The organism is Streptomyces sp. NPDC005820 (assembly GCF_040630255.1).
GTDB lineage: Bacteria > Actinomycetota > Actinomycetes > Streptomycetales > Streptomycetaceae > Streptomyces.
This window is the reverse complement of record NZ_JBEXXE010000027.1, coordinates 53,041-73,928: the sequence shown is the minus strand read 5'-3', so window position 1 is coordinate 73,928 and position 20,888 is coordinate 53,041. Positions and strand designations below refer to the sequence as shown.

Below are 20,888 nucleotides of genomic sequence, written 5' to 3'. Positions count from 1 at the left end.
CCGACGCGCAGAACACGGATCGCGAGCAGCGGTGGTTCACTGTCTCCGCGGTCACGTCTCCCGGCACTGCCGGCCGTCGTTGACGCAGGACACCACCCGCTGCATCTGGGAGTCGGTCATCACGTCGATGAACATCCCGTGTTCGGTCCTCGGGTCGCGTTTCTGCTCCGGGAAGGAGTCCACGGCGTAGGGGGTGCCGTGCGGGAGCGCGTACGTCAGGGTGATCCGCAGTTGCGGGACGGGGAACGTGGCGTGCGGGCACAGTCCGCCCGCGCCGGGGAACACCACATGGCTGCGGTGGTCGGGGCTGTCGGTGGACAGACCGTCCCAACAGCTCGGGAAGTCCAGGGTGCGGGTCGGTCCGCTGCCCTCGGGGCACAGCGCGTACTTCACGGAGAACCGGTCCGGGTAGCCGGAGCAGCCCCACTGGGCGTGGACACGGCTGGGGTCGTTCACACTCGTCGCCACCGGGTCCCCGGTGACCAGCCGCAGGAACCGCGGCATGGCGACCACCTCGCTCAGCGGGTTGCCGCGGAACTGCACCAGGACCGACGAAGGGGTCAGGATCTGCCCGAAGTTGCCGTCCATGCCGCCGCCTGTGGCGTGCACATCGCTGCCCTGCCGGTCCAGGCGCCTGAGGACGGGCCAGTAGTACGTGGAGCGGTCACCGTTCACGCAGGTGGTCCCGGCCGCGGCCAGACTCTGGTTGGTGGAGTCGGCGTTGGTCGACACGTTCCCGACGTAGTCGTGCGTGTGATGCGATTCGCCCGTCACTCCGGGGGACACGACGACGTTGTCGGCGTTGCGGTGGCCGTTCTCGTTCCGGCCGCAGTCGACGGTGAACGATCCCGTGGAGGCGTCCGGACCATCGGCCGGGACGACGGCCCGAGGGACCGACGCGATGTCGACGTACTGGCCGGCGGCCGGTGCCGCATGTCCCGAAGCGGTGCGGCCCGGGCCGGACAGTCCCACGACGAGGACGACGGACACTCCGACCGTCAGGGGTACGGCCAGCTGGAGCAAACGGGCCCTTGGGCGGAGGAATCGAATCCACACGCGTGCAGCGTCTCAGTGATGTCCAGACCAATCAAGCCTTCCCTCGGCGGTGTACAGGTTGGCGTAGAGCCCCGCCGGGTGCTTCTGAATCTGCTTGAGCAGGGCGGTGTCCGGCACCCCGACCGAGCCGGAGACGGCGAAGCCGTTCTGCGGGACGGGCGTGGTGAACAGCGGCACCTGCACCGCGCCGTTCTTGCCGACAGAGACAGCGGCCCCCATGCCCAGGACGGGCGTAGATCTCGTTGAACCTGCTGCCGCCGCCGAGGACCTTCTCCGCGATGGAGTACAGGAACTCGGGCTCGCCGTCCCGTTCCATGCCGACGATGCCGACGCCTGAGCGGCGCACCCGGCGGCCGGCAGGGAACCCGCCAGCACGGCCGTGGTCGTCCCGGCCTCAGCCCTGTCACGTATGCCGACGGCACTCGGTTCGGACCCGGTTGAACTCAACGTCGGCTCAACACGTTCTTATGGGAGCGGGTTCCGGTTCCACGAATTTCCCCAACCGCGAGAAGAGGCACTGATGGTGATGCTGCCGGACGAGCCCCGCCCCGAGTCGGGCGCCTATGTTCTGGGTATTCTCGACGCGGCCGAAACGGCCGAGTTCGAAGCGCATCTGATGGACTGCTGGATCTGTCTGGAGGAGGTCCATTCGCTGGGCGAGGTAAAGCAGGTTCTGGACTTTCTGCGTCAGTGCGATGGCGTGCGGGAGCGGCTCCGGTGAGCCGAGCCGCCCGCACACAAAGGAGCGGGCGGAGACGGGGTTGCCGTCTTCGCCCGCTCCTTTCGTACGGGGCTCAGGCCACGAAGCTGCCGCACTTCTCGAACGTCACGGCACGTACCTCCGGGAGGCGCCGCCCGATGGATTCCAATGTCGCGTCGAGGGGCCGCAGTGAATACCGGCCCTCCTGCGCCTCTGTTCTCCCATCGGGGGAATCTCCACAGTGGAATTCTCGGCTTGCCATGAAGAGCAACGGGCCAATCCCCCCCCGGGTTTCAGAGACCGCTCAGAATATCTGTGAGGGAACGCCGCTCCTCCAGGTCCGAGAAGGTGGGGTTGAGCGAGACGGGATCGTCGCCCTCGGGGTTGTCCGTCAGCTCCACCTCGGCAAAGCCGTAGTAGCGGGCCATCGGCATCGGGGAGTTCGCATGCGACACAGCCCGACCGGCGTCACCGACGGTCGTACCGTCGCGTCCCCTCCGCTGCCCGCCGACCGTGCCGAGGAATGGCCTCCGGACCGCACTCCGACAGCTCCTCGCGCAACGGCGAGCACCCTCACCCACCTCCAGGAACTGCGAACCGGTGCACAGGGAGGGGTACGCCGGTCCTGTGGCCCGCGACGATCCGGTCGTCGTCCACCCCGATGAGTGCCCCATGCGCGGCCGTCGTGCACCATACCCATCCGCACCCGGCTGCTGCCGCGCGCGACGGCGTCGCCGTACGGGGTAGCGCTTGCGGGTGAGCGCCCAGTCGTACAGCCATCGCCGCCCCGGCCGCGGCAGTGTGGCGAGGAGCAGGAGCCCCCGCCCCTGCGCGCCGGCGCCTCCGCCGTCCGTTTCGCGACCACAGTCATCCCGCTTCCCCGTCCTCTCCGGACCGCCCATCACACGGCTTGTGCAGCGTCGTGGGGAGCAACGTATGAACGAGGCGGCCGGATCAATCGGGATGTCGGCTGCTGAAGTGGCGTGGTCGCCAAGGATGTAGGGGCGAACACGGCGGCGAATACGGCCACCCGCCACCGCTGTCCGCACGAGGACTTCGACCGCTCGGCGGGCGAGCCGGCTAGCGTGCCACCCGGTGGCGGAGGTAGACGACTCCCGAGCTGAAGATGCGGGTCTCGACGAGTTCGAGATCCACCCGGCGCTCGCGTCGGGGAAAGAACGAAATGCCGCCGCCGACCAGCACCGGGTAGACCACGGCCCGGTACTCGTCGATCAGACCCGCCGCGCCCGCCTCGGCGGCGAGCGTCGCGCCGCCGATCGCGATGTCACCCTCCCCCGGCTCGGCCCGAAGCCGCTCGATCTCCTCCGCCAGTCCGCCGGAGGCCAGGCGGGCATGGCCCTGCACCGACGTCAGCGTGTTCGAGAACACCACCTTGGGGAGCGGGTTCCAGAGCGCGGCCCACTCGAGCTCCGAGTCGTCGAGCGGGCGATCCTGGTCGGCGGTCTCCCAGTACAGCATCGTCTCGTACAGCCGTCGTCCCAACAGGTGGACGCCGACGTCTCGGATCTCGTCGATCCAGAAACGGAAGACCTCCTCGTCCGGCACCGTCCAGTCGAAGCCACCGTCCGGCCCGACGATGTAGCCGTCGAGTGACACGTTCATGGAATAGGTCACGGTGCGCATCAGAAGCCTCCTCGGTGACGGGTCCGACACTACGACCGCCCAACACCGCAGGACTCATCGCGGCTCGCGGAATCCCCTGCGAATCGCTCGTCGCGTCCCACGCTCAGCCCAGGAAGCTCAGCCGCACCTGGCGGTTGGGATTGTCCCTGTTCGTGTCCACCAGGCACACCGACTGCCAGGTGCCCAGCTCCAGTGTCCCGGCGACGACCGGCAGGGTCGCGTGGGGCGGGACGAAGGCCGGGAGGACGTGGTCGCGGCCGTGGCCGGGGCTGCCGTGGCGGTGCTGCCAGCGGTCGTCGGCGGGGAGGAGGGTGTGGAGGGCGGCGAGGAGGTCGTCGTCGCTGCCGGCGCCCGTCTCGATGACGGCGATTCCGGCGGTGGCGTGCGGGACGAAGATGTTCAGCAGGCCGTCACGGTCGCCGGCGGCCTCCCTCAGGAAGGCCTCGCAGTCCCGGGTGAGATCGACGACCCGCTCCCGGGTGCCGGAGGCGATGTGCAGTACTCGGGTGGTGAACGCGTCTGACATGCCACCATCCTGGCCCATGGAGCGGTCCCGGGAAGATCCGCCCGGCCCGCGCTGTTGGTGGAGGCGTGAACGACATTCGTGAGGTCGAGGTCGTGGTGATCGGCGCCGGCCAGGCCGGACTGGCCGCCGCCCATCACCTGCGGCGCACCGGGTTCGAGCCGGAGCGCGACTTCGTGGTGCTGGACCACGCGCCCGGTCCGGGCGGGGCCTGGCAGTTCCGGTGGCCCTCACTGACGTACGGCAAGGTGCACGGGATGCACGCGCTGCCGGGCATGGAGCTGACCGGGGCCGATCCGGCGCGGGCGTCGTCTGAGGTGATCTCCGAGTACTTCGCCGCGTACGAGCAAACATTCGACCTGCGGGTACGGCGTCCGGTGGACGTACGGGCCGTGCGCGAGGGGTCCGGCAGGCGGCTGCTCGTCGAGACCTCCGTCGGCACCTGGTCGACGCGGGCGCTGATCAACGCGACCGGCACCTGGGACCGGCCGTTCTGGCCGCGCTACCCCGGCCAGGAGACGTTCCGCGGGCGGCAGATGCACACCGCGCAGTACCCGGGGCCCGAGGTGTTCGCCGGGCAGCGGGTGGTCGTGGTGGGCGGCGGGGCGTCCGGTACGCAGCATCTGCTGGAGATCGCCCCGTACGCCGCCGCCACGACCTGGGTGACGCGGCGGCCGCCGGTGTTCCGCGAGGGGCCGTTCGACGAGGGGGCGGGCCGTGCGGCGGTCGCGCTCGTGGAGGAGCGGGTGCGGCAGGGGCTGCCGCCGAAGAGCGTGGTGTCGGTGACGGGGCTGCCGTTGAACGACGCGATCCGGCAGGGACTGGCGGACGGGGTCCTGGACCGGCTCCCGATGTTCGACCGGATCACCCCGCAGGGGGTGGAGTGGGACGACGGCCGCCGTGTGGACGCCGACGTCATCCTCTGGGCGACGGGCTTCCGGGCCGCCATCGACCATCTCGCGCCGTTGCGACTGCGGGGTCCGGGCGGCGGGATCCGGCTCGAGGGCACCCGCGTGGCCGCCGATCCGCGGATCCATCTGGTCGGCTACGGGCCTTCGGCCAGCACCATCGGCGCCAACCGGGCGGGCCGGGCGGCCGTACGGGACATCGGACGGCTGCTGGCCGAGGGGGCCGGGGAGCCCGAACGGGAGTCGGCCGCCGCCTGACGTGGCGTCGCGTCACCTGACCGCCTTCGGGGACGCGCTCTGCCGGTTGCGGTTGAACTCGGCGACGTTGCGCAGGTGTTCCTGGTAGTTCGCGGTGAAGCGGGTGTCGCCGGGTTTGACCGTGACGAAGTACAGCCAGTCGCCCGGGGTGGGGCTGAGGGCTGCGTGCATCGCCTCCTCGCCGGGGTTGTCGATCGGCGTGGGCGGCAGGCCCATGCGCTGGTAGGAGTTGTAGGGGCTCTCGATCCGGGTGTCGCTCTCCGTGGTCCGCACCGTGGACCGGTTCAGGGCGTAGTTGATGGTGGAGTCCATCTGCAGCGGCATGCCGCGCGCCAGCCGGTTGAAGACGACCCGGGCCACCTTCCCCATGTCCGCCTTGGTGGCGGCCTCCGCCTGCACCAGGCTGGCGAGGGTGACGGCCTGATAGACGTTCATCGCGTTGCGCTGGGCGCCCGCGGTGACGGGTACCCCGTTGAATCGCTTGTTCGCCGTGTCGACCATGTAGGCCAGCAGCGACTGGGGTGTCGTCTTCTTGTCCAGTGGATACGTCGCCGGGAAGAGGTAGCCCTCCGGGTTGCCGTCGGCGTCGTTCGGCAGCTTCAGGCCGGCCTGGGGCAGCGTCTTCCTGGTCGTGCCGGCGGGCAGGGCGAGGGCCTTGTCGACGGCGTCGTAGACCTGGCTCGCGCGCCAGCCCTCCCGGATGACGAGCGCGGTGGGCTTCTTCGGCGCCTGCGGCGCCTTGTGCTCCGTGCTCAGCAGCGGCACCGCCACGGCGGTACCGGCCACGACGGCTCCGGTCGCGATAAGGGCGAGCCGGCCCCGGCGCGTCAGTCGAATCGTGCTCCGTGGCGGAGTGTTCATCTGCATGCGGGCACGGTAACCCTCATATCGTCATAAACCCGGCATAACCTGTCGTAGGCCTGGCGGTTGTCAGCTTGTCGGCTCCAGGCTGGCGTCCCGCCGCACCAGGGCCGCGTACCGCCCGTCCCGCTCCAGCAGTTCCTCGTGCGCACCCCGTTCGGCCAACCGGCCCGCGTCGAGGACGACGATCTGGTCGGCGCCGCGGATGGTGGACAGCCGGTGGGCGATGGTGAGTGTGGTGCGGTTGGCGGAGAGCGCGTCGATGGCCTCCTGGACGGCGTGCTCGGTGCGGGTGTCCAGGGCGCTCGTCGCCTCGTCGAGGATCAGCACCGGCGGGTCGCGCAGGATGGTGCGGGCGATGGCCAGGCGCTGCTTCTCCCCGCCGGAGAAGCGGTGGCCGCGCTCGCCGACGACCGTGTCGTACCCGTCGGGCAGGGCGGCTATATGGTCGTGGATCTGCGCCGCGCGGGCGGCCGCGTACAGTTCCTCGTCGGTGGCGTCGGGTTTGGCGAAGCGCAGGTTGTCGGCGACCGTGGCGTGGAAGAGGTACGTCTCCTGCGAGACGACGCCGACCGCGCGCGCGAGGGTGTCGAAGTCGAGGTCGCGGACGTCGACCCCGTCGAGGGTGACCCGGCCGCCGGTCACGTCGTACAGCCGCGGCACGAGGTAGCCCAGTGTGGACTTGCCGGCGCCGGTCGGCCCGACGACGGCGAGGCTTCCGCCCGCGGGGACGGTGACGTCGATGCCGTCGAGTACGGGCCCGCCCTTGTCGTCGTAGGCGAACGCGACGTTCTCGAAGCGGACTTCACCCTTGATCTGGTCGAGGTGGACCGGGTCGGTGCGCTCGGTGATGTCGATCGGCAGGTCGAGGTACTCGAAGATGCGCTGGAAGAGCGCGAGGGAGGTCTGGATCTGCACGCCGGTGGCGAGCAGGCTGACGGCGGGGCGGAACAGGCCCTGCTGGAGCGAGACGAAGGCGACGATCGTACCGAGGGAGACATCGGGGCCGCCGACCTGGAGGGCCACACCAGCCGTCCAGTAGATGACCGCCGGCATCGCGGCCATGACGATGGTGATCACGGCCATGCGCCAGCGGCCGGCCATGTTGGACTTCACTTCCAGGTCGACCAGCCGCTCGGACTCGTCGGCGAAGGACTGGCTGAGCGAGTCGGCGCGGCCCATGGTGCGGCCGAGCAGGATGCCGCTGACCGACAGCGACTCGGTGACGGTGGCGGCCATGGCGGCCATCTGCTTCTGGCGCTGGGTGGTGATCTTCTTGCGTTCGTTGCCGACGCGGCGACTGATCCAGACGAAGGCCGGCAGCAGGAGCAGGGAGACGACGGTCAGCCGCCAGTCGAGGGCGATCATCGCGATGACGGTGGCGACCACGCTGGTGAAGTTGGAGACCAGGGAGGTGGCGGTGGAGGTGACGGTGGCCTGCATGCCGCCGATGTCGTTGGCTATACGCGACTGGACTTCGCCGGTACGCGTACGCGTGAAGAAAGCCAGGGACATGCGCTGGAGCCGGCCGTAGACGGCGGTGCGCAGGTCGTGCATGACGCGCTGGCCGACGGTCGTGGAGATCAGTGTCTGCAGGACGCCGAAGACACTGCTGAGCACGGCGCTGAGGATCATGCCGAGGGCGAGCAGGCTCAGCAGCCCGGTGCGGCCCTCGGGGATGGCGACGTCGAGGGTCTCCTTCAGCAGGAAGGGTGTGGCGACCGAGACCAGCGACGAGGCGCCGACGAGGACGCCGACGACGGCGAGCCGGCCGCGGTAGGGACGGAAGAGGCCGAGGATCCGGCGGACCTGACGGGGCTGGGCCTCGGCGTCGGTGTTCCGGGCGGACGGGATCCAGGAGTCTGGTTTGTCGGGGTGCATGGGCTCCTACGGGAGGTGAGCGGGCGGATCGAGCTGACCATAGCTCATTGTTACCTATACTCACAATGAACGGCATCCTGATATTGTTCCCGCATGACCACCCCCGATTCCGACAGCGTGCTCGCCGAGCAACTGCTGCGGTTCACCCGCCGCGTGCACCGGATCCAGAAGCGGCACATAGAGCAGTGCGGCCTCGGCGTGACCCCGGCCCAGTCCCGGCTGCTGCGCACCCTGGCGTGCTACAGCTCGCCGCCGCGCATGGCCGATCTCGCCGAGCGCCTGGAGGTGGTCCCGCGCGCGGTGACGACGCTGGTCGACGGACTGGAGGCGGGCGGCAGGGTACGGCGGGTGCCGGATCCCACGAACCGCCGGGTGATCCGGATCGAGCTCACGGACGACGGCCGGGAGGCACTGCGCAAGCTGCGGGGCGCCCGGCGGTCGGCGGCCGAGGAGATCCTCGCACCGCTGTCGGGCGGGCAGCGGGAGGTACTGGGCGGCTTGCTGGACACGCTCGTGGACGGGGTGCCGGAGGGGCGCCACGGGTAGGGGCGACAACGGTTCGCGGGCGACTGCGGGTGTGTGGGGGTTGGTCGCGCAGTTCCCCGCGCCCCTTTTCGGGCCGGTCCGGTGGACCGACCCTCAGGGGCGCGGGGTAACTGCGCGACCAGCCACGAACCACCCGCAGCCGCCCGCGAAACAGCACCACCCGAGCTATGGGGCGACAGGCGCCGTCGGCTCCGGCACCGAGGCCTCCTCCTCCACGCTCTCCCCGTCGAGCACCCTCTTCGCCCGCTCCAGATCCAGCGCCCCCTCCCAGCGGGACACCGCGAAGACCGCGACACAGTTGCCGAGGAGGTTGGTGACGACCCGCATCGAGTCCATGATCCGATCGACCCCGAGCAGCAGGGCGACGGCGCCGGCCGGAATCGCCCCCAGCGAGGACGCCGTCGCGGACAGGGCGAGGAAGGCCGAACCGGGGATCCCCGCCATGCCCTTGCTGGTCAGCATCAGCACCAGGACCACGGTGATCTGTTGCCCAAGGCTCAGATCGACGTCCACGGCCTGGGCGATGAACAGCGTGCCGATGGACAGGTACAGCGAGGCGCCGTCGAGGTTGAAGGAGTAGCCGGTGGGGAGCACGAGACCCACCGCGTCGTCGCGTGCCCCCGCCTTGCGCAGCTTCTGCATCACCCGTGGCATGACCGCCTCGGTGGAGGCCGTGCCCAGCGCGAGCAGCATCTCCGCACGGATGTGGCGCAGGAACTTCCAGAGGCTGAGCCCGGTCACCAGGCGCAGGGCCACGGCCAGCAGGGCGATGAAGAACGCCGCCGCCGCGTAGCACAGGATGATCAGCTTGGCGTAGGTCTCGATGACACCGAGCCCGTAATTGCCGATCAGGACGGCCATCGCGCCGAACACCGCGATCGGCGCCAGCCGCATGACGAAGCCGACGATCGCGAAGATGATCTCCTGGGCCTGTTCGATGGCGGGCAGCACCTGCGGCACCTTCGTGTGCCCGAGATGCAGCAGCGCGGCGCCCACCAGACAGGCCAGGACGAGCACCTGGAGCAGGGAGTTCTCGGCGAAGGCGCCGATGAAACTGGTGGGCAGCGCGTTCACGAGGAACTCGGTCGTGGTGGGCAGCGAGCCACCGCCCGTCTTGGCGTCGACCGCCGAGGTGTCCAGGGTGGACGGGTCGACGTTCATCCCCGCGCCGGGCCGGACGACGTTGGCGGCGAGCAGCCCGATGATCAGGGCGAGCGTGCTGGCGACCTCGAACCAGATCAGCGCCTTGAGCCCGATCCGGCCGAACGCCTTGAGGTCACCGGCCTTGGCGATGCCGACGACGACCACACAGAACACCAGCGGCGAGATGATCGTCTTGATGAGCCGGGTGAAACCGTCGCCGAGTGGCTGGAGGTCCGTGCCCACGTCGGGCCACAGCTTCCCGACGACGATGCCGAGCACGAGCGCGCAGGCGACCTGCGCGAAGAGTGAGGTACGCAGTATGCGTGCGACGCGTCGCGGCAGCGACGGGACGGACGGCGGCACGGGCACTCCTTGTGGGGGGACGACGGCACCGCGGAAGTCCCGGAGACAAGGGACTTCTGCGATGCGGAAAGCGGCTTCCGTTGTGATCACTGTGAAGGTGCCGTTGATCGCGCACAAGACCGCCGCGTTTCGGCCGCGTAAATCCCGTCCCTCCTGACGCGTCGCACGCCTGCCGGCTCAGCAGCCGCCGCGATCCTCCGTCAGCACCCCCTGGACCGTGGTGAGTCGGCGGTCGTGGCAGCCGTCCGAGCCACGGAGCAGGTAGTGCTCGCCGGTCGTGCCGACCGCGTGCCGCTGGTCGCGGGGCACCCCGACCGTGTACGTGGCGTCGCCGGTGTAGGTGTCGTCGAGCCGCGACCACGTCGCGCGCCGGCCGTTGCGGGTCGTCACCGCGTCGGCCCGGTCGCCGAGTGTCAGCACGGTCCGCAGCCGGTCGTCCGCGCCGAGGGTGGTCGTGCCGTTCATCGTGTAGGTGCGGTGGGTCCGGGTGGTGACGGTCCGTCCGTGGCCGCCGACCGTGACCTTCTCGTCGTCCGTCCAGGTCGCGTCGAGACCGTCCACGGTCTCGCCGTCGGTCCAGTGGTGCACGGAGGTGTGGGCCAGGGCGCGGGTGACGGTGGTCCGCACCCGGCCGTGCGAGGTGTCGAGATACCCGGCGACGGTGAGCCGGTGTCCGGCCTCGGTGTCGAGGCGGTGTTGCGTACCGGGCGTGTAGACGGTGGAGTCGGTCAGCTCGCCCGCATCGCCGCCGAGCAGCTTCCCCGGTACGACCGCCCTGCCGTGATCCTGCCAGACGAGCACATTGACCGGTGTGCTCCAGCCGCTCTGCCCCTCGGGCACGCCGACGACCGACACCTCGACGCGGTGCGGGAGCCCGTCGTTGAGGATGCCGGCGAAGGGGGTCAGGTCGTACTCGACGGGCTTGATGTCGAAGGCGCGGGGGCCCGGGATCACGTACCAGAGGAAGGGGTTGGACCAGCCGCCGGTCCACACGGTCGGGAACGGGGTGGCGATACCGGCCAGTCGCCCGTCGACCCTGACCTGCACCTCGCGGTACGGGCCGTCGTCCGCCCGGCAGGAGTACGGCGCCTGCGCGGGCACCGTCAGGTACCAGTACTCCTCGCAGCCGCCGCCGGAGCCGGTCGCGTACACCTCCGCGACGACGCGTTCGCTGTTGCGGGGCGTGGTGAGGGTCGCGCCGTCGGTCAGGGTGAGGACGCGGTCGGGGGTCGCGGCCGGTTCCTTCCCGGCGTAGAAGGTCAGCGTGACCTTGACGTCGAGCACGCCCGTGTAGGTGTCGTCGACGACGTTCCCGATGAGCATCTCGACGTCCTGGCTTCGGCGGAAGGTGTCGCCGTACCGGGTGACGTCCTTCTCCACGGACCACTCGATACCGTCGGGCGAGGGCTCCGGGGTCGACGTACGGAAGATCTCCACCCCGCCGACGTGCAGATAGCCGAGCCGGTCGAACTGCCGTCCCTTGACCTTGCCGTCCAGGCGCAGCACCACCTTGCTCCAGCGGTCGCCGCAGCCGTCCGGCGGCGTGTAGGTGCCTCTGTACGGGGTGAAGTCCCGGAACTGCGCCTCGGCGACGGTGACTTGGCAGGATCTGCCCGAAGGCTTGTCGACGGGGGGCGCCGCGGTCACCGGGTCGTGCCAGTCGGTGCCGAACTCGGCGGGGACGTCGGCCGATCGGGCCGGAGCCGCCCCGAGGAGGGTGCTCACCAGGAGGGTCGCCCCGGTGAGCATGGACATGATTAACCGTCTCTTCATGGCCGGTGTTCTACGGGGAGTCCGCCCACGCCCGCAATGACGCCTCCCCTTCGGCCCTACGCCTTCAGCGCCTCCCTGTCCCCCATCACCACCACGGGATCCCGCTCCGGGTCGAGCGTGAGCAGCAGATACTCCATCGCCTCCTTGGACAGACTGACGCAGGCGGATGTGCCGTCGCCGTGGTCCAGGTGCAGCCAGATCCCGCCACCCTTCTCCTCACCGAGGGGCTGCTCCCCGTCGTCGGGCGGCGTGCCCGGGACCCGGTTGTAGTCGATGGCGATGACGTAGTCGAAATCGTGCCAGTGCGACTCGTCCCACCAGCGCGGGGCCGCGTAGTCCTCCGACCGGGTGTACGGCAGCCTCGTCCCGGGATCGGCCAGCACGCCGCCCGCGGCGGTGAGCGTGAAGACCCCGACCGGACTGCGGTTGTCCCCGAGGCGGTGGTCGGGGGTCCAGCCCTTCTTTCCGTTGTGCGCGGGCCAACTGCGCACACGCTCCCAGACCTGGCCCCGCTTGCCGTACAGCACGGCGACGGCCTCCGCGGAGTCCGCTCCGTCGCCGTACACCGCCAGAACCTGGCGAGAGGTGGCCGGAATGCGCTGGTGCAGCCGGTCGCCGATCTCCGGGATGCGGGTGGGAGCGGGGACGGGCGCGGTCGACGCCCGGGCGCTCGATCCGGCGATACCCGACGGGGCGGCGCCGCCCTCGGGCCCCGCCGCCCTGTTGCCGCCGCTCCGTCCCGTGCCCGCGCCGCCGCACGCGGACAGGGCCGCGAGAAGGAGTACTCCGGTCACCGTCGCGGTCACCCGGGACCGCACACCGCCATGTCGCATCCGCCCATGCTCGCACCATTTTCCCGGCATATCTGTCAGATTCCGGGCACCGGGGCCGTGTCGGCGAGCAGCCTGAACCCTGCGCCCGCGGCAGAAAACCAGTTGATTCCGACCACGCTCCGACGCGAACCTTTCACGGTTTGTTGCCGCGCCTCGCGGGTTCTCCTCATGCCCGCACCCACCCTTCTCACCTTCGCATCACCCCTCCCCCCTCCCCTCTGACACGAGCCACTGGGACGTCATGCAGATCCAAGACCTTCCGTATCCCGACCCGGGTGTGCCGGACGCGCGCTCGGGACCTCGCTTCCTGTGGTGGCTCGGCCGCAACCAACTGGGCGGCCAGCTCAAGTCCCTGGCCTGGGGACTGCTGCACTTCGTCGCCGTCTCGGCGCAGCCATTCTGCGTCGGGTTCGCCATCGAGGCCGTGGTCGACCGCTCCGGCAGCCGACTCGCCCTGGCCGGCGGGCTGATGGCCCTCTTCGGGGCGGCCACCGCGATCGGCGACACCTTCCTGCACCGGACGGCAGTCACCAACTGGATCACCGCCGCCGCCCGCGTCCAGCAACTTCTCGCCCGCCAGGCCGCCCAGCTGGGTTCGGCGCTGACCCGGCGGGTCGCGGCCGGCGAGGTCGTGGCCGTGTCCACCGGTGACGTCGAGAAGATCGGCTGGTTCGTCGAGGCCGTCTCGCGCTTCACGGCCGCGGCCCTGACGGTCGTGCTGGTCTGTATCGGCCTGGTCGTCTACCAGCCGGCCCTCGGCATCGTGGTCGCCGTCGGACTGCCCGTCCTCGCGATCTCCGTGCTGCCGCTGCTGCCGCGCGCGACCCGCCGGGCCGACGTCCAGCGCGAGAAGGCGGGGCGCGCCACCGAACTGGCCTCGGACACCGTGGCCGGCCTGCGGGTGCTGCGCGGCATCGGCGGCGAGGAGCTCTTCCTCGACCGCTACCGCCGCGCCTCCCAGGAAGTCCGGCACGCGGCCGTGCGCAGCGCCCGCATGTGGTCCCTGATCACCGCCATCCAGGTGCTGCTGCCCGGCCTGCTGATGATCGCGGTCGTCTGCTACGGCGTCCGTCTCGTCCACGAGGGCCGGATCTCCGTCGGTGAACTGGTCGCGGTCTACAGCTCCGTCATGGTCCTGACGTATCCCCTCCGGCACTTCGAGGAGATCGCGATGGCCTACTCCTTCTCGCGTCCCTCGGCCAAGCGGGCCGCCCGGGTGCTGTCGCTGGAGCGGGTCACGGACATCGGCGGATCACGCGCGGGGGACGTGCCCTCGGGCGACCTGTACGACCCGGCGACCGGACTGCTCGCCCCGGCCGGGCGGCTCACCGCGGTGGTGTGCGGCGACCCGGACGCGGCCGGACGGCTCGCGGAACGGCTGGGCGGCCACCCTCCGGAGGACGGCCCGTCGGTGCTGCTCGGCGGCATCCCGCTGGACGAACTCCCACTGGAGACCGCGCGCACGGCCGTCCTCGTCCAGGACAAGGACCCGGTGCTGCTGTCCGGTTCGCTGCGCGAACTGCTCGACGTGCCCGCCTCCGGTGACGTGGACGCGCGGGCCGCGCTCGCCGCCGCCCAGTGCGACGACGTCCTGGAGGCCCTGGTGCAGGGCTCCCTGGACGCAGACGACCCGATGGACGCCCGGATCACCGAACGCGGCCGCTCCTTGTCCGGTGGCCAGCGGCAGCGGCTCGCCCTGGCCCGGTCGCTGCTCACCGATCCGGAGGCGCTCGTCCTCGACGAGCCCACCTCCGCCGTCGACTCGCACACCGAGGCCCGGATCGCCGAGGGGGTGCGCGGGCTGCGGGCCGGTCGCACGACCGTGGTCTTCACCTCCTCCCCGCTGCTGCTCGACCGGGCCGACCGGGTCGTCCTGGTGCACGAGGGCGAGGTCGCCGCCGTCGGTGAGCACCGCGAGCTGCTGCACACCGAACCCCGGTACCGGGCCGTGGTCACCCGCGAGACCGACGAGGAGACGGCTCTCGGCGGGGCGCTGACGCGGCTGGACGAGACCGAGCTGGACGAGCTGGAAGAACTGAAAGAGATCGAGGAGACCGCATGATCGGCGTGCCGCCACCCGCGTTCGACCCGGCGGCCCCGACGACGGCGAACACGCTGCCCGTCGGCGCCCCGTCGACCGTACGCGCCTACGTGGCCGAACTCCTGCGCAGGCACCGCCGGGCCTTCCTGGTCCTGCTGCTCGTCAACACCGTCGCCACCATCGCCTCGATGGTGGGCCCCTGGCTCCTCGGCGACCTCGTGGAACGACTCTCCGACGGCGCCCGCGAGCTCCATCTGGGGATCGTCGCCACAGTCTTCGTACTCGCCCTGGTCGTCCAGGCCGCGTTCGTCCGCGAGGTGCGGCTGCGCGGGGCCATGCTCGGCGAGCGGATGCTGGCCGATCTGCGCGAGGACTTCCTCGTACGGTCGGTCCGGCTGCCGCCGGGCGTCCTGGAGCGCGCCGGTACCGGTGATCTGCTGTCCCGCATCACCACGGACATCGACCGGCTCGGCAACGCCATGCGCGAGGCCGTGCCCCAGCTGACCATCGGCGTACTGTGGGCCGCGCTGCTGCTCGGCGGGCTCGTCGTCATGGCGCCGCCCCTCGCACCGGCCGTGCTGCTCGCGGTGCCGCTGCTGGTGGCGGGCTGCCGCTGGTACTTCAAGCGGGCGCCGTCCGGCTACCGCTCGGAGGCCGCCGGGTACGCCGCCGTGGCCGCCGCCCTCGCCGAGACCGTGGACGCCGGCCGCACCGTCGAGGCCCACCGTCTCGGCGACCGCCGGATCGAGCTGTCGAAGCTGCGGATCCGGCAGTGGACCGCCTGGGAGCGCTACACCATGTGGCTGCGGTCGGTGCTGTTCCCGGTCATCAACCTCGTCCACGTCACCGTGCTGGGCTCGGTCCTCATGCTCGGCGGGGTGTTCGTCCTGCACGGCTGGATCGGAGTGGGCCAGCTGACGACCGGCGCACTGCTGGCGCAGATGCTCGTCGACCCGGTCAACCTCATCCTGCGCTGGTACGACGAGCTACAGGTCGCGCAGGTGTCGCTGGCCCGCCTCGTCGGGGTGCGGGACATCGAGCCGGACGCCGGCGACACCGGGCTGGCGCCGGACGGGCGGGACGTGCTCGCCGAGCGGGTCCACTTCGGCTACCGCGAGGGCGTCGACGTGCTGCGCAAAGTGTCCCTGGAGGTCGCGCCCGGCACCCGGCTGGCGCTGGTCGGCCCGTCGGGCGCGGGCAAGTCCACACTGGGCCGGCTCCTCGCCGGCATCTACGCTCCGCGCGACGGCCGGATCACCCTCGGCGGCGCCGAGCTGTCCCGGATGACCGCCGAACACGTCCGCTCCCACGTGGCACTCGTCAACCAGGAGCACCACGTCTTCGTCGGTTCCCTGCGCGACAACCTGCGGCTCGCGCGGACCGGTGCCGAGGACGACGAGCTGTGGGCGGCGCTGGGCTCGGTCGACGCGGACGGCTGGGCGCGGGCACTGGACCAGGGGCTGGACACCGAGGTCGGCTCGGGCGGCGTCGCGCTCACCCCGGCCCAGGCCCAGCAGATCGCACTGGCCCGGCTGGTGCTGGCCGATCCCCACACCCTGGTCCTGGACGAGGCGACCTCGCTGCTGGACCCGCGTGCCGCCCGCCACCTGGAGCGCTCCCTCGCCCGCGTGCTGGACGGCCGCACCGTCGTCGCCATCGCCCACCGGCTGCACACCGCCCATGACGCCGACCTCATCGCCGTCGTCGAGAACGGCCGCATCAGCGAGCTGGGCAGCCACACGGACCTGGTCGGCACGGACGGGGCCTACGCGGCACTCTGGCGCTCCTGGCACGGGTGAGACGAGCCCGCCGGGGGCGGGTGACTGCGGGATGGGACTGATGGTGCCGGGGGCGCCGGTTGTCGCAGGTGCGCCGCCCGGCGCCGCGGCCCCGGCGGCCCCGTCTCCATTCCGACGTCGCTCTGGCGTTGCGCGGTGCCGAAGCGGGATGGAACGCTGGATACCGGCACCCGCGTGGGAATCGGCCCGGATCCGTCCGGCGGACGCCGGGCCGGGCCGGTGCCCCGTGCGGCGGTGCCCCACCGCCGACCGCGGTGAGAACGGGCCGGTCACCCCCTGGAGGTACCCGTGAACAGCGTCGACGGATGGGGGGACGACGTCTACCAGCCCGACGCCTCCGACATCCAGGAGGACTCGGGACTGCTCGACGCGGAGGACACACTCGTGGACGACGGCGTCTCGGACCCGCTCGACCGCGGCTGGTCCCCTCCCGAGCGGCCCTGGGCGGTGGAGCACGACGGGGTGACGGCCGCCGAGCGCCGACAGGGCGAGACCCTGGATCAGCGGCTCGCCGAGGAGCTGCCCGACCTCCCCGTGCCCGACGGGGACGGCCTCGGCGACTGCGACGGCACCGACGGCGAACTCCTCGACAACGAGGTCGGCGCGGCCCGCTCGGGCCGGCTCGTGGCACCGGACGAAGGCGCCCACGAGGACGAGGAGAGCGCCATGGTCGCGAGCGACGTCGGTATCGACGGCGCGGCCGCGTCCGCCGAGGAGGCGGCCATGCACATCGTCGACGAGGACAGCCTGTCCGGCTGACCCGCCACCCCCCGTTCCACGGCCGGCACCGCACCAGGACGACGACGAGGAGCACCCATGCAGCAGGACAAGCAGCCCGACTACCACTCGGTCGTCTTCCGCGACCGCGCCGCCGGCTACGCCTTCCTCACCCGGTCCACCGCCTCCAGCGACCAGACCATCGAGTGGGACGACGGCGAGACGTACCCCGTGGTGGACGTGGAGATCTCCTCGGAGAGCCACCCCTTCTACACCGGGAAGGCCCGCTCGGTGGACACAGAGGGCCGTATCGCCCGCTTCGAGCGCCGCTACGGCGAGGGCGGAACCGGCTGAGCCGTCGCCCCCGCCCGCGGCCTGCCTCAGATCACGTTGAGCGCTGCCGCGGCGCCGACTCCCCCGAGCAGCATGAACACCGGCATCAGCACCTTCAGCTCGACCCAGCTGCCCGCGCGGAACCGCATCGCCTTGGGCGGACCCAGCGGATACCAGCGCTTGCGCCCGATCGGGATGGGCCACAGCACCGGGCAGCCGGAGACGGTCAGGGCGTCCCCGATGTCGTGCACCAGGGCGCCCAGCACGATCGGCAGCCCGAGCCACAGGTACTCCTGCCCCGGGTCCGTGAACAGCCAGTCCGCGCCGTTGCCGGGCTTGTCCAGGACACCGGCGAGGATCCACGCACTGGTCGCGGCCAGCAGCCACACCAGCACATCGCTGCTGGAGCCCCGCGCCGCCCGCCACAGCAGGCCCTCGATCGCCAGCACCATGTGCACGAAGAGGATCGCCAGCACCGCCCAGCGGCCCCCGGCGATCGCCAGCGCCGAGGCGCCCGCGCCGATCATGACCGCCCACAGCCAGGTGTGGGTGAGGGTGCGGTGCCCGCCGGAGCGGCGCGGGTCGCCCTGCATCTTCGTGGCCTTGTACGTGGCGTACGAGAGCTTGTCGACGATCTCGCACAGCCACCGGGAGACCGGGCCGAAGGAGCGGGAGATGGTGGCGGCCTTGTGGTCGAGGTCCGGTGCGAGCGCCGCACCGGCGCAGATCAGCGCACCGGAGAGGAGGACCGGCCAGGGCATGGTGTGCCCCGCCGCGGCGGCGGCCGCGCCGACGCCTAGCCAGGCGGCGGCGCCCGACAGTGAGTGTGCTGGTCCCATCATGGCCGTTGCCCGCCCCATTCCTCGTGTGCCGCTGTCCAGTTGACCGGGTGCGATGACGCTCCGTCGGCGACACAGCGTAGCGGCCGTGATCTTCGGGGCGGCAGCCGATTCCCCCATCGGGCTCCCGGGCAGGCAAGATGGGGTCGTGACCCTCATCGATCAGTTGCCGCCGACCGCAGATCCCGACGCCCTGTACGAAGCCTTCGAGTCCTGGGCCGAGGAGCGCGGTCTGACGCTCTACCCGCACCAGGAGGAGGCGCTGATCGAGGTGGTCTCCGGGGCGAACGTGATCGTGTCGACGCCGACCGGCTCCGGAAAGAGCATGATCGCCGCGGCCGCGCACTTCGCGGCGCTCGCCCGGGACGAGGTCACCTTCTACACCGCGCCGATCAAGGCGCTGGTCTCGGAGAAGTTCTTCGAGCTGTGCAAGATCTTCGGCACGGAGAACGTGGGCATGCTGACGGGCGACGCGTCCGTCAATTCCGACGCCCCGGTCATCTGCTGCACCGCCGAGGTGCTCGCCTCGATCGCCCTGCGCGACGGCAAGCACGCGGACGTGGGCCAGGTCGTCATGGACGAGTTCCACTTCTACGCCGAGGGCGACCGCGGCTGGGCCTGGCAGATCCCCATCCTGGAGCTGCCGCAGGCGCAGTTCGTCCTCATGTCGGCGACCCTCGGCGACGTGTCCTTCTTCGAGAAGGACCTCACCCGCCGCACCGGCCGCCCCACCGCAGTGGTCCGCTCGGCGACCCGGCCGGTGCCGCTGTCGTACGAGTACCGCTACACCCCCCTGACGGAGACGCTCACCGATCTGCTCGACACGAGGCAGGCCCCCGTCTACATCGTGCACTTCACCCAGGCGCAGGCGGTGGAGCGGGCGCAGGCGCTGATGAGCATCAACATGTGCTCGAAGGAGGAGAAGGAGCAGATCGCCGATCTGATCGGCAACTTCCGCTTCACCACCAAGTTCGGCCAGAACCTCTCCCGTTACGTACGGCACGGCATCGGCGTCCACCACGCCGGCATGCTGCCCAAGTACCGGCGGCTGGTGGAGAAGCTCGCCCAGGCCGGTCTGCTGAAGGTCATCTGCGGTACGGACACGCTCGGCGTCGGTGTCAACGTGCCGATCCGTACCGTGCTGTTCACGGCGTTGACCAAGTACGACGGCAACCGGGTGCGCACCCTGCGGGCGCGTGAGTTCCACCAGATCGCCGGCCGGGCCGGGCGGGCCGGTTTCGACACGGCGGGCTTCGTGGTGGCGCAGGCGCCCGAGCACGTCATCGAGAACGAGAAGGCGCTCGCCAAGGCGGGCGACGACCCGAAGAAGCGCCGCAAGGTGGTCCGCAAGAAGGCGCCGGAGGGCTTCGTCGGCTGGACGGAGAACACCTTCGACAAGCTGATCGAGTCGGAGCCGGAGCCGCTGACGTCGCGTTTCCGCGTGACCCACACGATGCTGCTGTCGGTGATCGCCCGGCCGGGCAACGCCTTCGAGGCGATGCGTCATCTGCTGGAGGACAACCACGAGCCCCGGCGCCAGCAGCTGCGGCACATCCGGCGCGCGATCGCGATCTACCGTTCGCTGCTGGACGGCGGCATCGTCGAGAAGCTCGACGAGCCGGACGCCACCGGCCGGATCGTCCGCCTCACCGTGGACCTTCAGCAGGACTTCGCGTTGAACCAGCCGCTGTCCACGTTCGCGCTGGCCGCGTTCGAACTGCTCGACCCCGAGTCGCCGTCGTACGCCCTGGACATGGTCTCCGTCGTCGAGTCCACCCTGGACGACCCCCGACAGATCCTGGCCGCCCAGCAGAACAAGGCACGCGGCGAGGCCGTCGCCGCGATGAAGGCCGACGGGGTCGAGTACGAGGAGCGCATGGCGCGGCTCCAGGACATCACATACCCGAAGCCCCTCGAGGAACTGCTGTTCCACGCCTACAACACGTACCGCAAGAGCCACCCGTGGGTCGGCGACCATCCGCTGTCGCCGAAGTCCGTCATCCGTGACATGTACGAGCGGGCCCAGTCCTTCACGGAGCTCGTGTCCCACTACGAGCTGGCCCGCACCGAGGGCATCGTGCTGCGCTACCTGGCGAGCGCCTACAAGGCCCTCGACCACACCGTCCCCGACGATCTCAAGTCGGAGGACCTGCAGGACCTGATCGAGTGGCTGGGCGAGATGGTGCGCCAGGTCGACTCCAGCCTGCTGGACGAGTGGGAACAGCTCGCCAACCCGGAGGAGATGACCGCGGAGGAGGCCCAGGAGAAGGCCGACGAGGTCAAGCCGGTCACCGCCAACGCGCGGGCCTTCCGGGTCCTCGTGCGCAACGCCCTGTTCCGGCGGGTCGAGCTGGCGGCTCTCGACCACGTCGAGGAGCTGGGCGAGATGGACGCCGAGTCCGGCTGGGACGCCGACGCGTGGGGCGAGGCGATGGACAAGTACTGGGACGAGTACGACGACCTGGGCACCGGCCCGGACGCGCGTGGTCCCAAGCTGCTGGTGATCCAGGAGGAGCCGCAGAACGCTCTGTGGCGGGTCCGCCAGATCTTCGACGACCCGAACGACGATCACGACTGGGGCATCAGCGCGGAGATCGACCTCACGGCCTCCGACGCGGAGGGCCGGGCGGTCGTCCGCGTCACGGACGTGGGCCAACTGTGAGAACAGCG

At 70.7% G+C, this 20,888-nt stretch carries 19 protein-coding genes; 8 read left to right on the top strand and 11 right to left on the bottom strand.

The window, feature by feature from the left end; genetic code table 11:
• Positions 1-51: 51 nt before the first annotated feature.
• Positions 52-1,023 (bottom strand): DUF1996 domain-containing protein, encoded by a 972-nt coding sequence (locus ABZ464_RS30480; RefSeq protein WP_359281931.1) that lies wholly within the window; start codon positions 1,021-1,023, stop codon positions 52-54.
• A 45-nt stretch (positions 1,024-1,068) separates the two neighbouring features.
• The gene (locus ABZ464_RS30475; RefSeq protein ID WP_359281928.1) at positions 1,069-1,275 is read right to left on the bottom strand and encodes a CHRD domain-containing protein; all 207 of its coding nucleotides are present in this window, start codon (positions 1,273-1,275) and stop codon (positions 1,069-1,071) included.
• Between the two features lie 190 nt (positions 1,276-1,465).
• Between ABZ464_RS30475 and ABZ464_RS30470 the strand changes: the two genes are divergently transcribed.
• Complete coding sequence (locus ABZ464_RS30470) at positions 1,466-1,777, top strand: zf-HC2 domain-containing protein (protein ID WP_359281925.1); 312 nt, start codon at positions 1,466-1,468, stop codon at positions 1,775-1,777.
• 272 nt (positions 1,778-2,049) lie between these two features.
• Here ABZ464_RS30470 and ABZ464_RS30465 read toward each other — a convergent pair whose 3' ends face one another.
• The 3 genes from ABZ464_RS30465 to ABZ464_RS30455 all read right to left on the bottom strand — a co-directional run bounded on the left by ABZ464_RS30465 (position 2,050) and on the right by ABZ464_RS30455 (position 3,926).
• Positions 2,050-2,211: a hypothetical protein gene (locus ABZ464_RS30465; RefSeq protein ID WP_359281924.1), complete on the bottom strand. Its 162-nt coding sequence runs from the start codon at positions 2,209-2,211 to the stop codon at positions 2,050-2,052.
• Positions 2,212-2,836: 625 nt separating this feature from the next.
• The gene (locus tag ABZ464_RS30460; RefSeq protein WP_359281921.1) at positions 2,837-3,400 is read right to left on the bottom strand and encodes a dihydrofolate reductase family protein; all 564 of its coding nucleotides are present in this window, start codon (positions 3,398-3,400) and stop codon (positions 2,837-2,839) included.
• Between the two features lie 103 nt (positions 3,401-3,503).
• Positions 3,504-3,926, bottom strand: a complete 423-nt coding sequence (locus tag ABZ464_RS30455) for a YjbQ family protein (protein ID WP_359281919.1) — start codon at positions 3,924-3,926, stop codon at positions 3,504-3,506.
• Positions 3,927-3,991: 65 nt separating this feature from the next.
• Between ABZ464_RS30455 and ABZ464_RS30450 the strand changes: the two genes are divergently transcribed.
• Positions 3,992-5,089 (top strand): NAD(P)-binding domain-containing protein, encoded by a 1,098-nt coding sequence (locus tag ABZ464_RS30450; protein WP_359281917.1) that lies wholly within the window; start codon positions 3,992-3,994, stop codon positions 5,087-5,089.
• A 12-nt stretch (positions 5,090-5,101) separates the two neighbouring features.
• Here ABZ464_RS30450 and mltG read toward each other — a convergent pair whose 3' ends face one another.
• Positions 5,102-5,956, bottom strand: a complete 855-nt coding sequence (gene mltG, locus ABZ464_RS30445) for an endolytic transglycosylase MltG (protein WP_359281914.1) — start codon at positions 5,954-5,956, stop codon at positions 5,102-5,104.
• Between the two features lie 63 nt (positions 5,957-6,019).
• On the bottom strand, positions 6,020-7,831 hold the full coding sequence (locus tag ABZ464_RS30440; protein ID WP_359281911.1) for an ABC transporter ATP-binding protein: 1,812 nt from the start codon (positions 7,829-7,831) through the stop codon (positions 6,020-6,022).
• A gap of 93 nt (positions 7,832-7,924) precedes the next feature.
• On the opposite strand from ABZ464_RS30440, the gene ABZ464_RS30435 reads away from it, so the two are divergent.
• Positions 7,925-8,377, top strand: a complete 453-nt coding sequence (locus ABZ464_RS30435; protein ID WP_359281908.1) for a MarR family transcriptional regulator — start codon at positions 7,925-7,927, stop codon at positions 8,375-8,377.
• A gap of 165 nt (positions 8,378-8,542) precedes the next feature.
• Here ABZ464_RS30435 and ABZ464_RS30430 read toward each other — a convergent pair whose 3' ends face one another.
• From ABZ464_RS30430 to ABZ464_RS30420, 3 genes are all read right to left on the bottom strand, one after another.
• Positions 8,543-9,883: a cation:dicarboxylase symporter family transporter gene (locus tag ABZ464_RS30430; RefSeq protein WP_359281906.1), complete on the bottom strand. Its 1,341-nt coding sequence runs from the start codon at positions 9,881-9,883 to the stop codon at positions 8,543-8,545.
• A 177-nt stretch (positions 9,884-10,060) separates the two neighbouring features.
• A complete protein-coding gene (locus ABZ464_RS30425; RefSeq protein ID WP_359281903.1) occupies positions 10,061-11,656 on the bottom strand; it encodes a peptide-N4-asparagine amidase in 1,596 nt (531 codons plus the stop codon).
• Positions 11,657-11,712: 56 nt separating this feature from the next.
• Positions 11,713-12,489 (bottom strand): L,D-transpeptidase family protein, encoded by a 777-nt coding sequence (locus tag ABZ464_RS30420; protein WP_359281900.1) that lies wholly within the window; start codon positions 12,487-12,489, stop codon positions 11,713-11,715.
• Between the two features lie 241 nt (positions 12,490-12,730).
• Between ABZ464_RS30420 and ABZ464_RS30415 the strand changes: the two genes are divergently transcribed.
• The 4 genes from ABZ464_RS30415 (at position 12,731) to ABZ464_RS30400 (ending at position 17,400) form a co-directional block, all read left to right on the top strand.
• Positions 12,731-14,551, top strand: a complete 1,821-nt coding sequence (locus tag ABZ464_RS30415) for an ABC transporter ATP-binding protein (RefSeq protein ID WP_359281897.1) — start codon at positions 12,731-12,733, stop codon at positions 14,549-14,551.
• Positions 14,548-16,329: an ABC transporter ATP-binding protein gene (locus ABZ464_RS30410; protein ID WP_359281894.1), complete on the top strand. Its 1,782-nt coding sequence runs from the start codon at positions 14,548-14,550 to the stop codon at positions 16,327-16,329. Before ABZ464_RS30415 ends, ABZ464_RS30410 begins: the two co-directional genes overlap by 4 nt.
• A gap of 288 nt (positions 16,330-16,617) precedes the next feature.
• On the top strand, positions 16,618-17,088 hold the full coding sequence (locus tag ABZ464_RS30405; protein WP_359281892.1) for a DUF5709 domain-containing protein: 471 nt from the start codon (positions 16,618-16,620) through the stop codon (positions 17,086-17,088).
• A gap of 57 nt (positions 17,089-17,145) precedes the next feature.
• Positions 17,146-17,400 carry a type B 50S ribosomal protein L31 gene (locus ABZ464_RS30400; protein WP_359281891.1) on the top strand — a complete coding sequence of 85 codons (255 nt, stop codon included), beginning with the start codon at positions 17,146-17,148 and terminating at the stop codon, positions 17,398-17,400.
• Between the two features lie 26 nt (positions 17,401-17,426).
• Here ABZ464_RS30400 and ABZ464_RS30395 read toward each other — a convergent pair whose 3' ends face one another.
• Positions 17,427-18,221 carry a metal-dependent hydrolase gene (locus tag ABZ464_RS30395; protein ID WP_359281888.1) on the bottom strand — a complete coding sequence of 265 codons (795 nt, stop codon included), beginning with the start codon at positions 18,219-18,221 and terminating at the stop codon, positions 17,427-17,429.
• 145 nt (positions 18,222-18,366) lie between these two features.
• Here ABZ464_RS30395 and ABZ464_RS30390 point away from each other — a divergent pair, with 145 nt between their 5' ends.
• Positions 18,367-20,880, top strand: coding sequence for a DUF3516 domain-containing protein (locus ABZ464_RS30390; RefSeq protein WP_359281887.1), 2,514 nt, complete (start codon positions 18,367-18,369; stop codon positions 20,878-20,880).
• The last annotated feature ends 8 nt before the right edge of the window (positions 20,881-20,888 follow it).

What these genes read in the sequence shown, in the direction of transcription:
- ABZ464_RS30475 (WP_359281928.1), bottom strand. Translation starts at nt 1,275, where the DNA reads ATGGGGGCCGCTGTCTCTGTCGGCAAGAACGGCGCGGTGCAGGTGCCG.
- ABZ464_RS30470 (WP_359281925.1), top strand. Translation starts at nt 1,466, where the DNA reads ATGCCGACGGCACTCGGTTCGGACCCGGTTGAACTCAACGTCGGCTCA.
- ABZ464_RS30460 (WP_359281921.1), bottom strand. Translation starts at nt 3,400, where the DNA reads ATGCGCACCGTGACCTATTCCATGAACGTGTCACTCGACGGCTACATC.
- ABZ464_RS30455 (WP_359281919.1), bottom strand. Translation starts at nt 3,926, where the DNA reads ATGTCAGACGCGTTCACCACCCGAGTACTGCACATCGCCTCCGGCACC.
- mltG (WP_359281914.1), bottom strand. Translation starts at nt 5,956, where the DNA reads ATGCAGATGAACACTCCGCCACGGAGCACGATTCGACTGACGCGCCGG.
- ABZ464_RS30440 (WP_359281911.1), bottom strand. Translation starts at nt 7,831, where the DNA reads ATGCACCCCGACAAACCAGACTCCTGGATCCCGTCCGCCCGGAACACC.
- ABZ464_RS30435 (WP_359281908.1), top strand. Translation starts at nt 7,925, where the DNA reads ATGACCACCCCCGATTCCGACAGCGTGCTCGCCGAGCAACTGCTGCGG.
- ABZ464_RS30425 (WP_359281903.1), bottom strand. Translation starts at nt 11,656, where the DNA reads ATGAAGAGACGGTTAATCATGTCCATGCTCACCGGGGCGACCCTCCTG.
- ABZ464_RS30420 (WP_359281900.1), bottom strand. Translation starts at nt 12,489, where the DNA reads ATGCGACATGGCGGTGTGCGGTCCCGGGTGACCGCGACGGTGACCGGA.
- ABZ464_RS30415 (WP_359281897.1), top strand. Translation starts at nt 12,731, where the DNA reads ATGCAGATCCAAGACCTTCCGTATCCCGACCCGGGTGTGCCGGACGCG.
- ABZ464_RS30410 (WP_359281894.1), top strand. Translation starts at nt 14,548, where the DNA reads ATGATCGGCGTGCCGCCACCCGCGTTCGACCCGGCGGCCCCGACGACG.
- ABZ464_RS30400 (WP_359281891.1), top strand. Translation starts at nt 17,146, where the DNA reads ATGCAGCAGGACAAGCAGCCCGACTACCACTCGGTCGTCTTCCGCGAC.
- ABZ464_RS30395 (WP_359281888.1), bottom strand. Translation starts at nt 18,221, where the DNA reads ATGATGGGACCAGCACACTCACTGTCGGGCGCCGCCGCCTGGCTAGGC.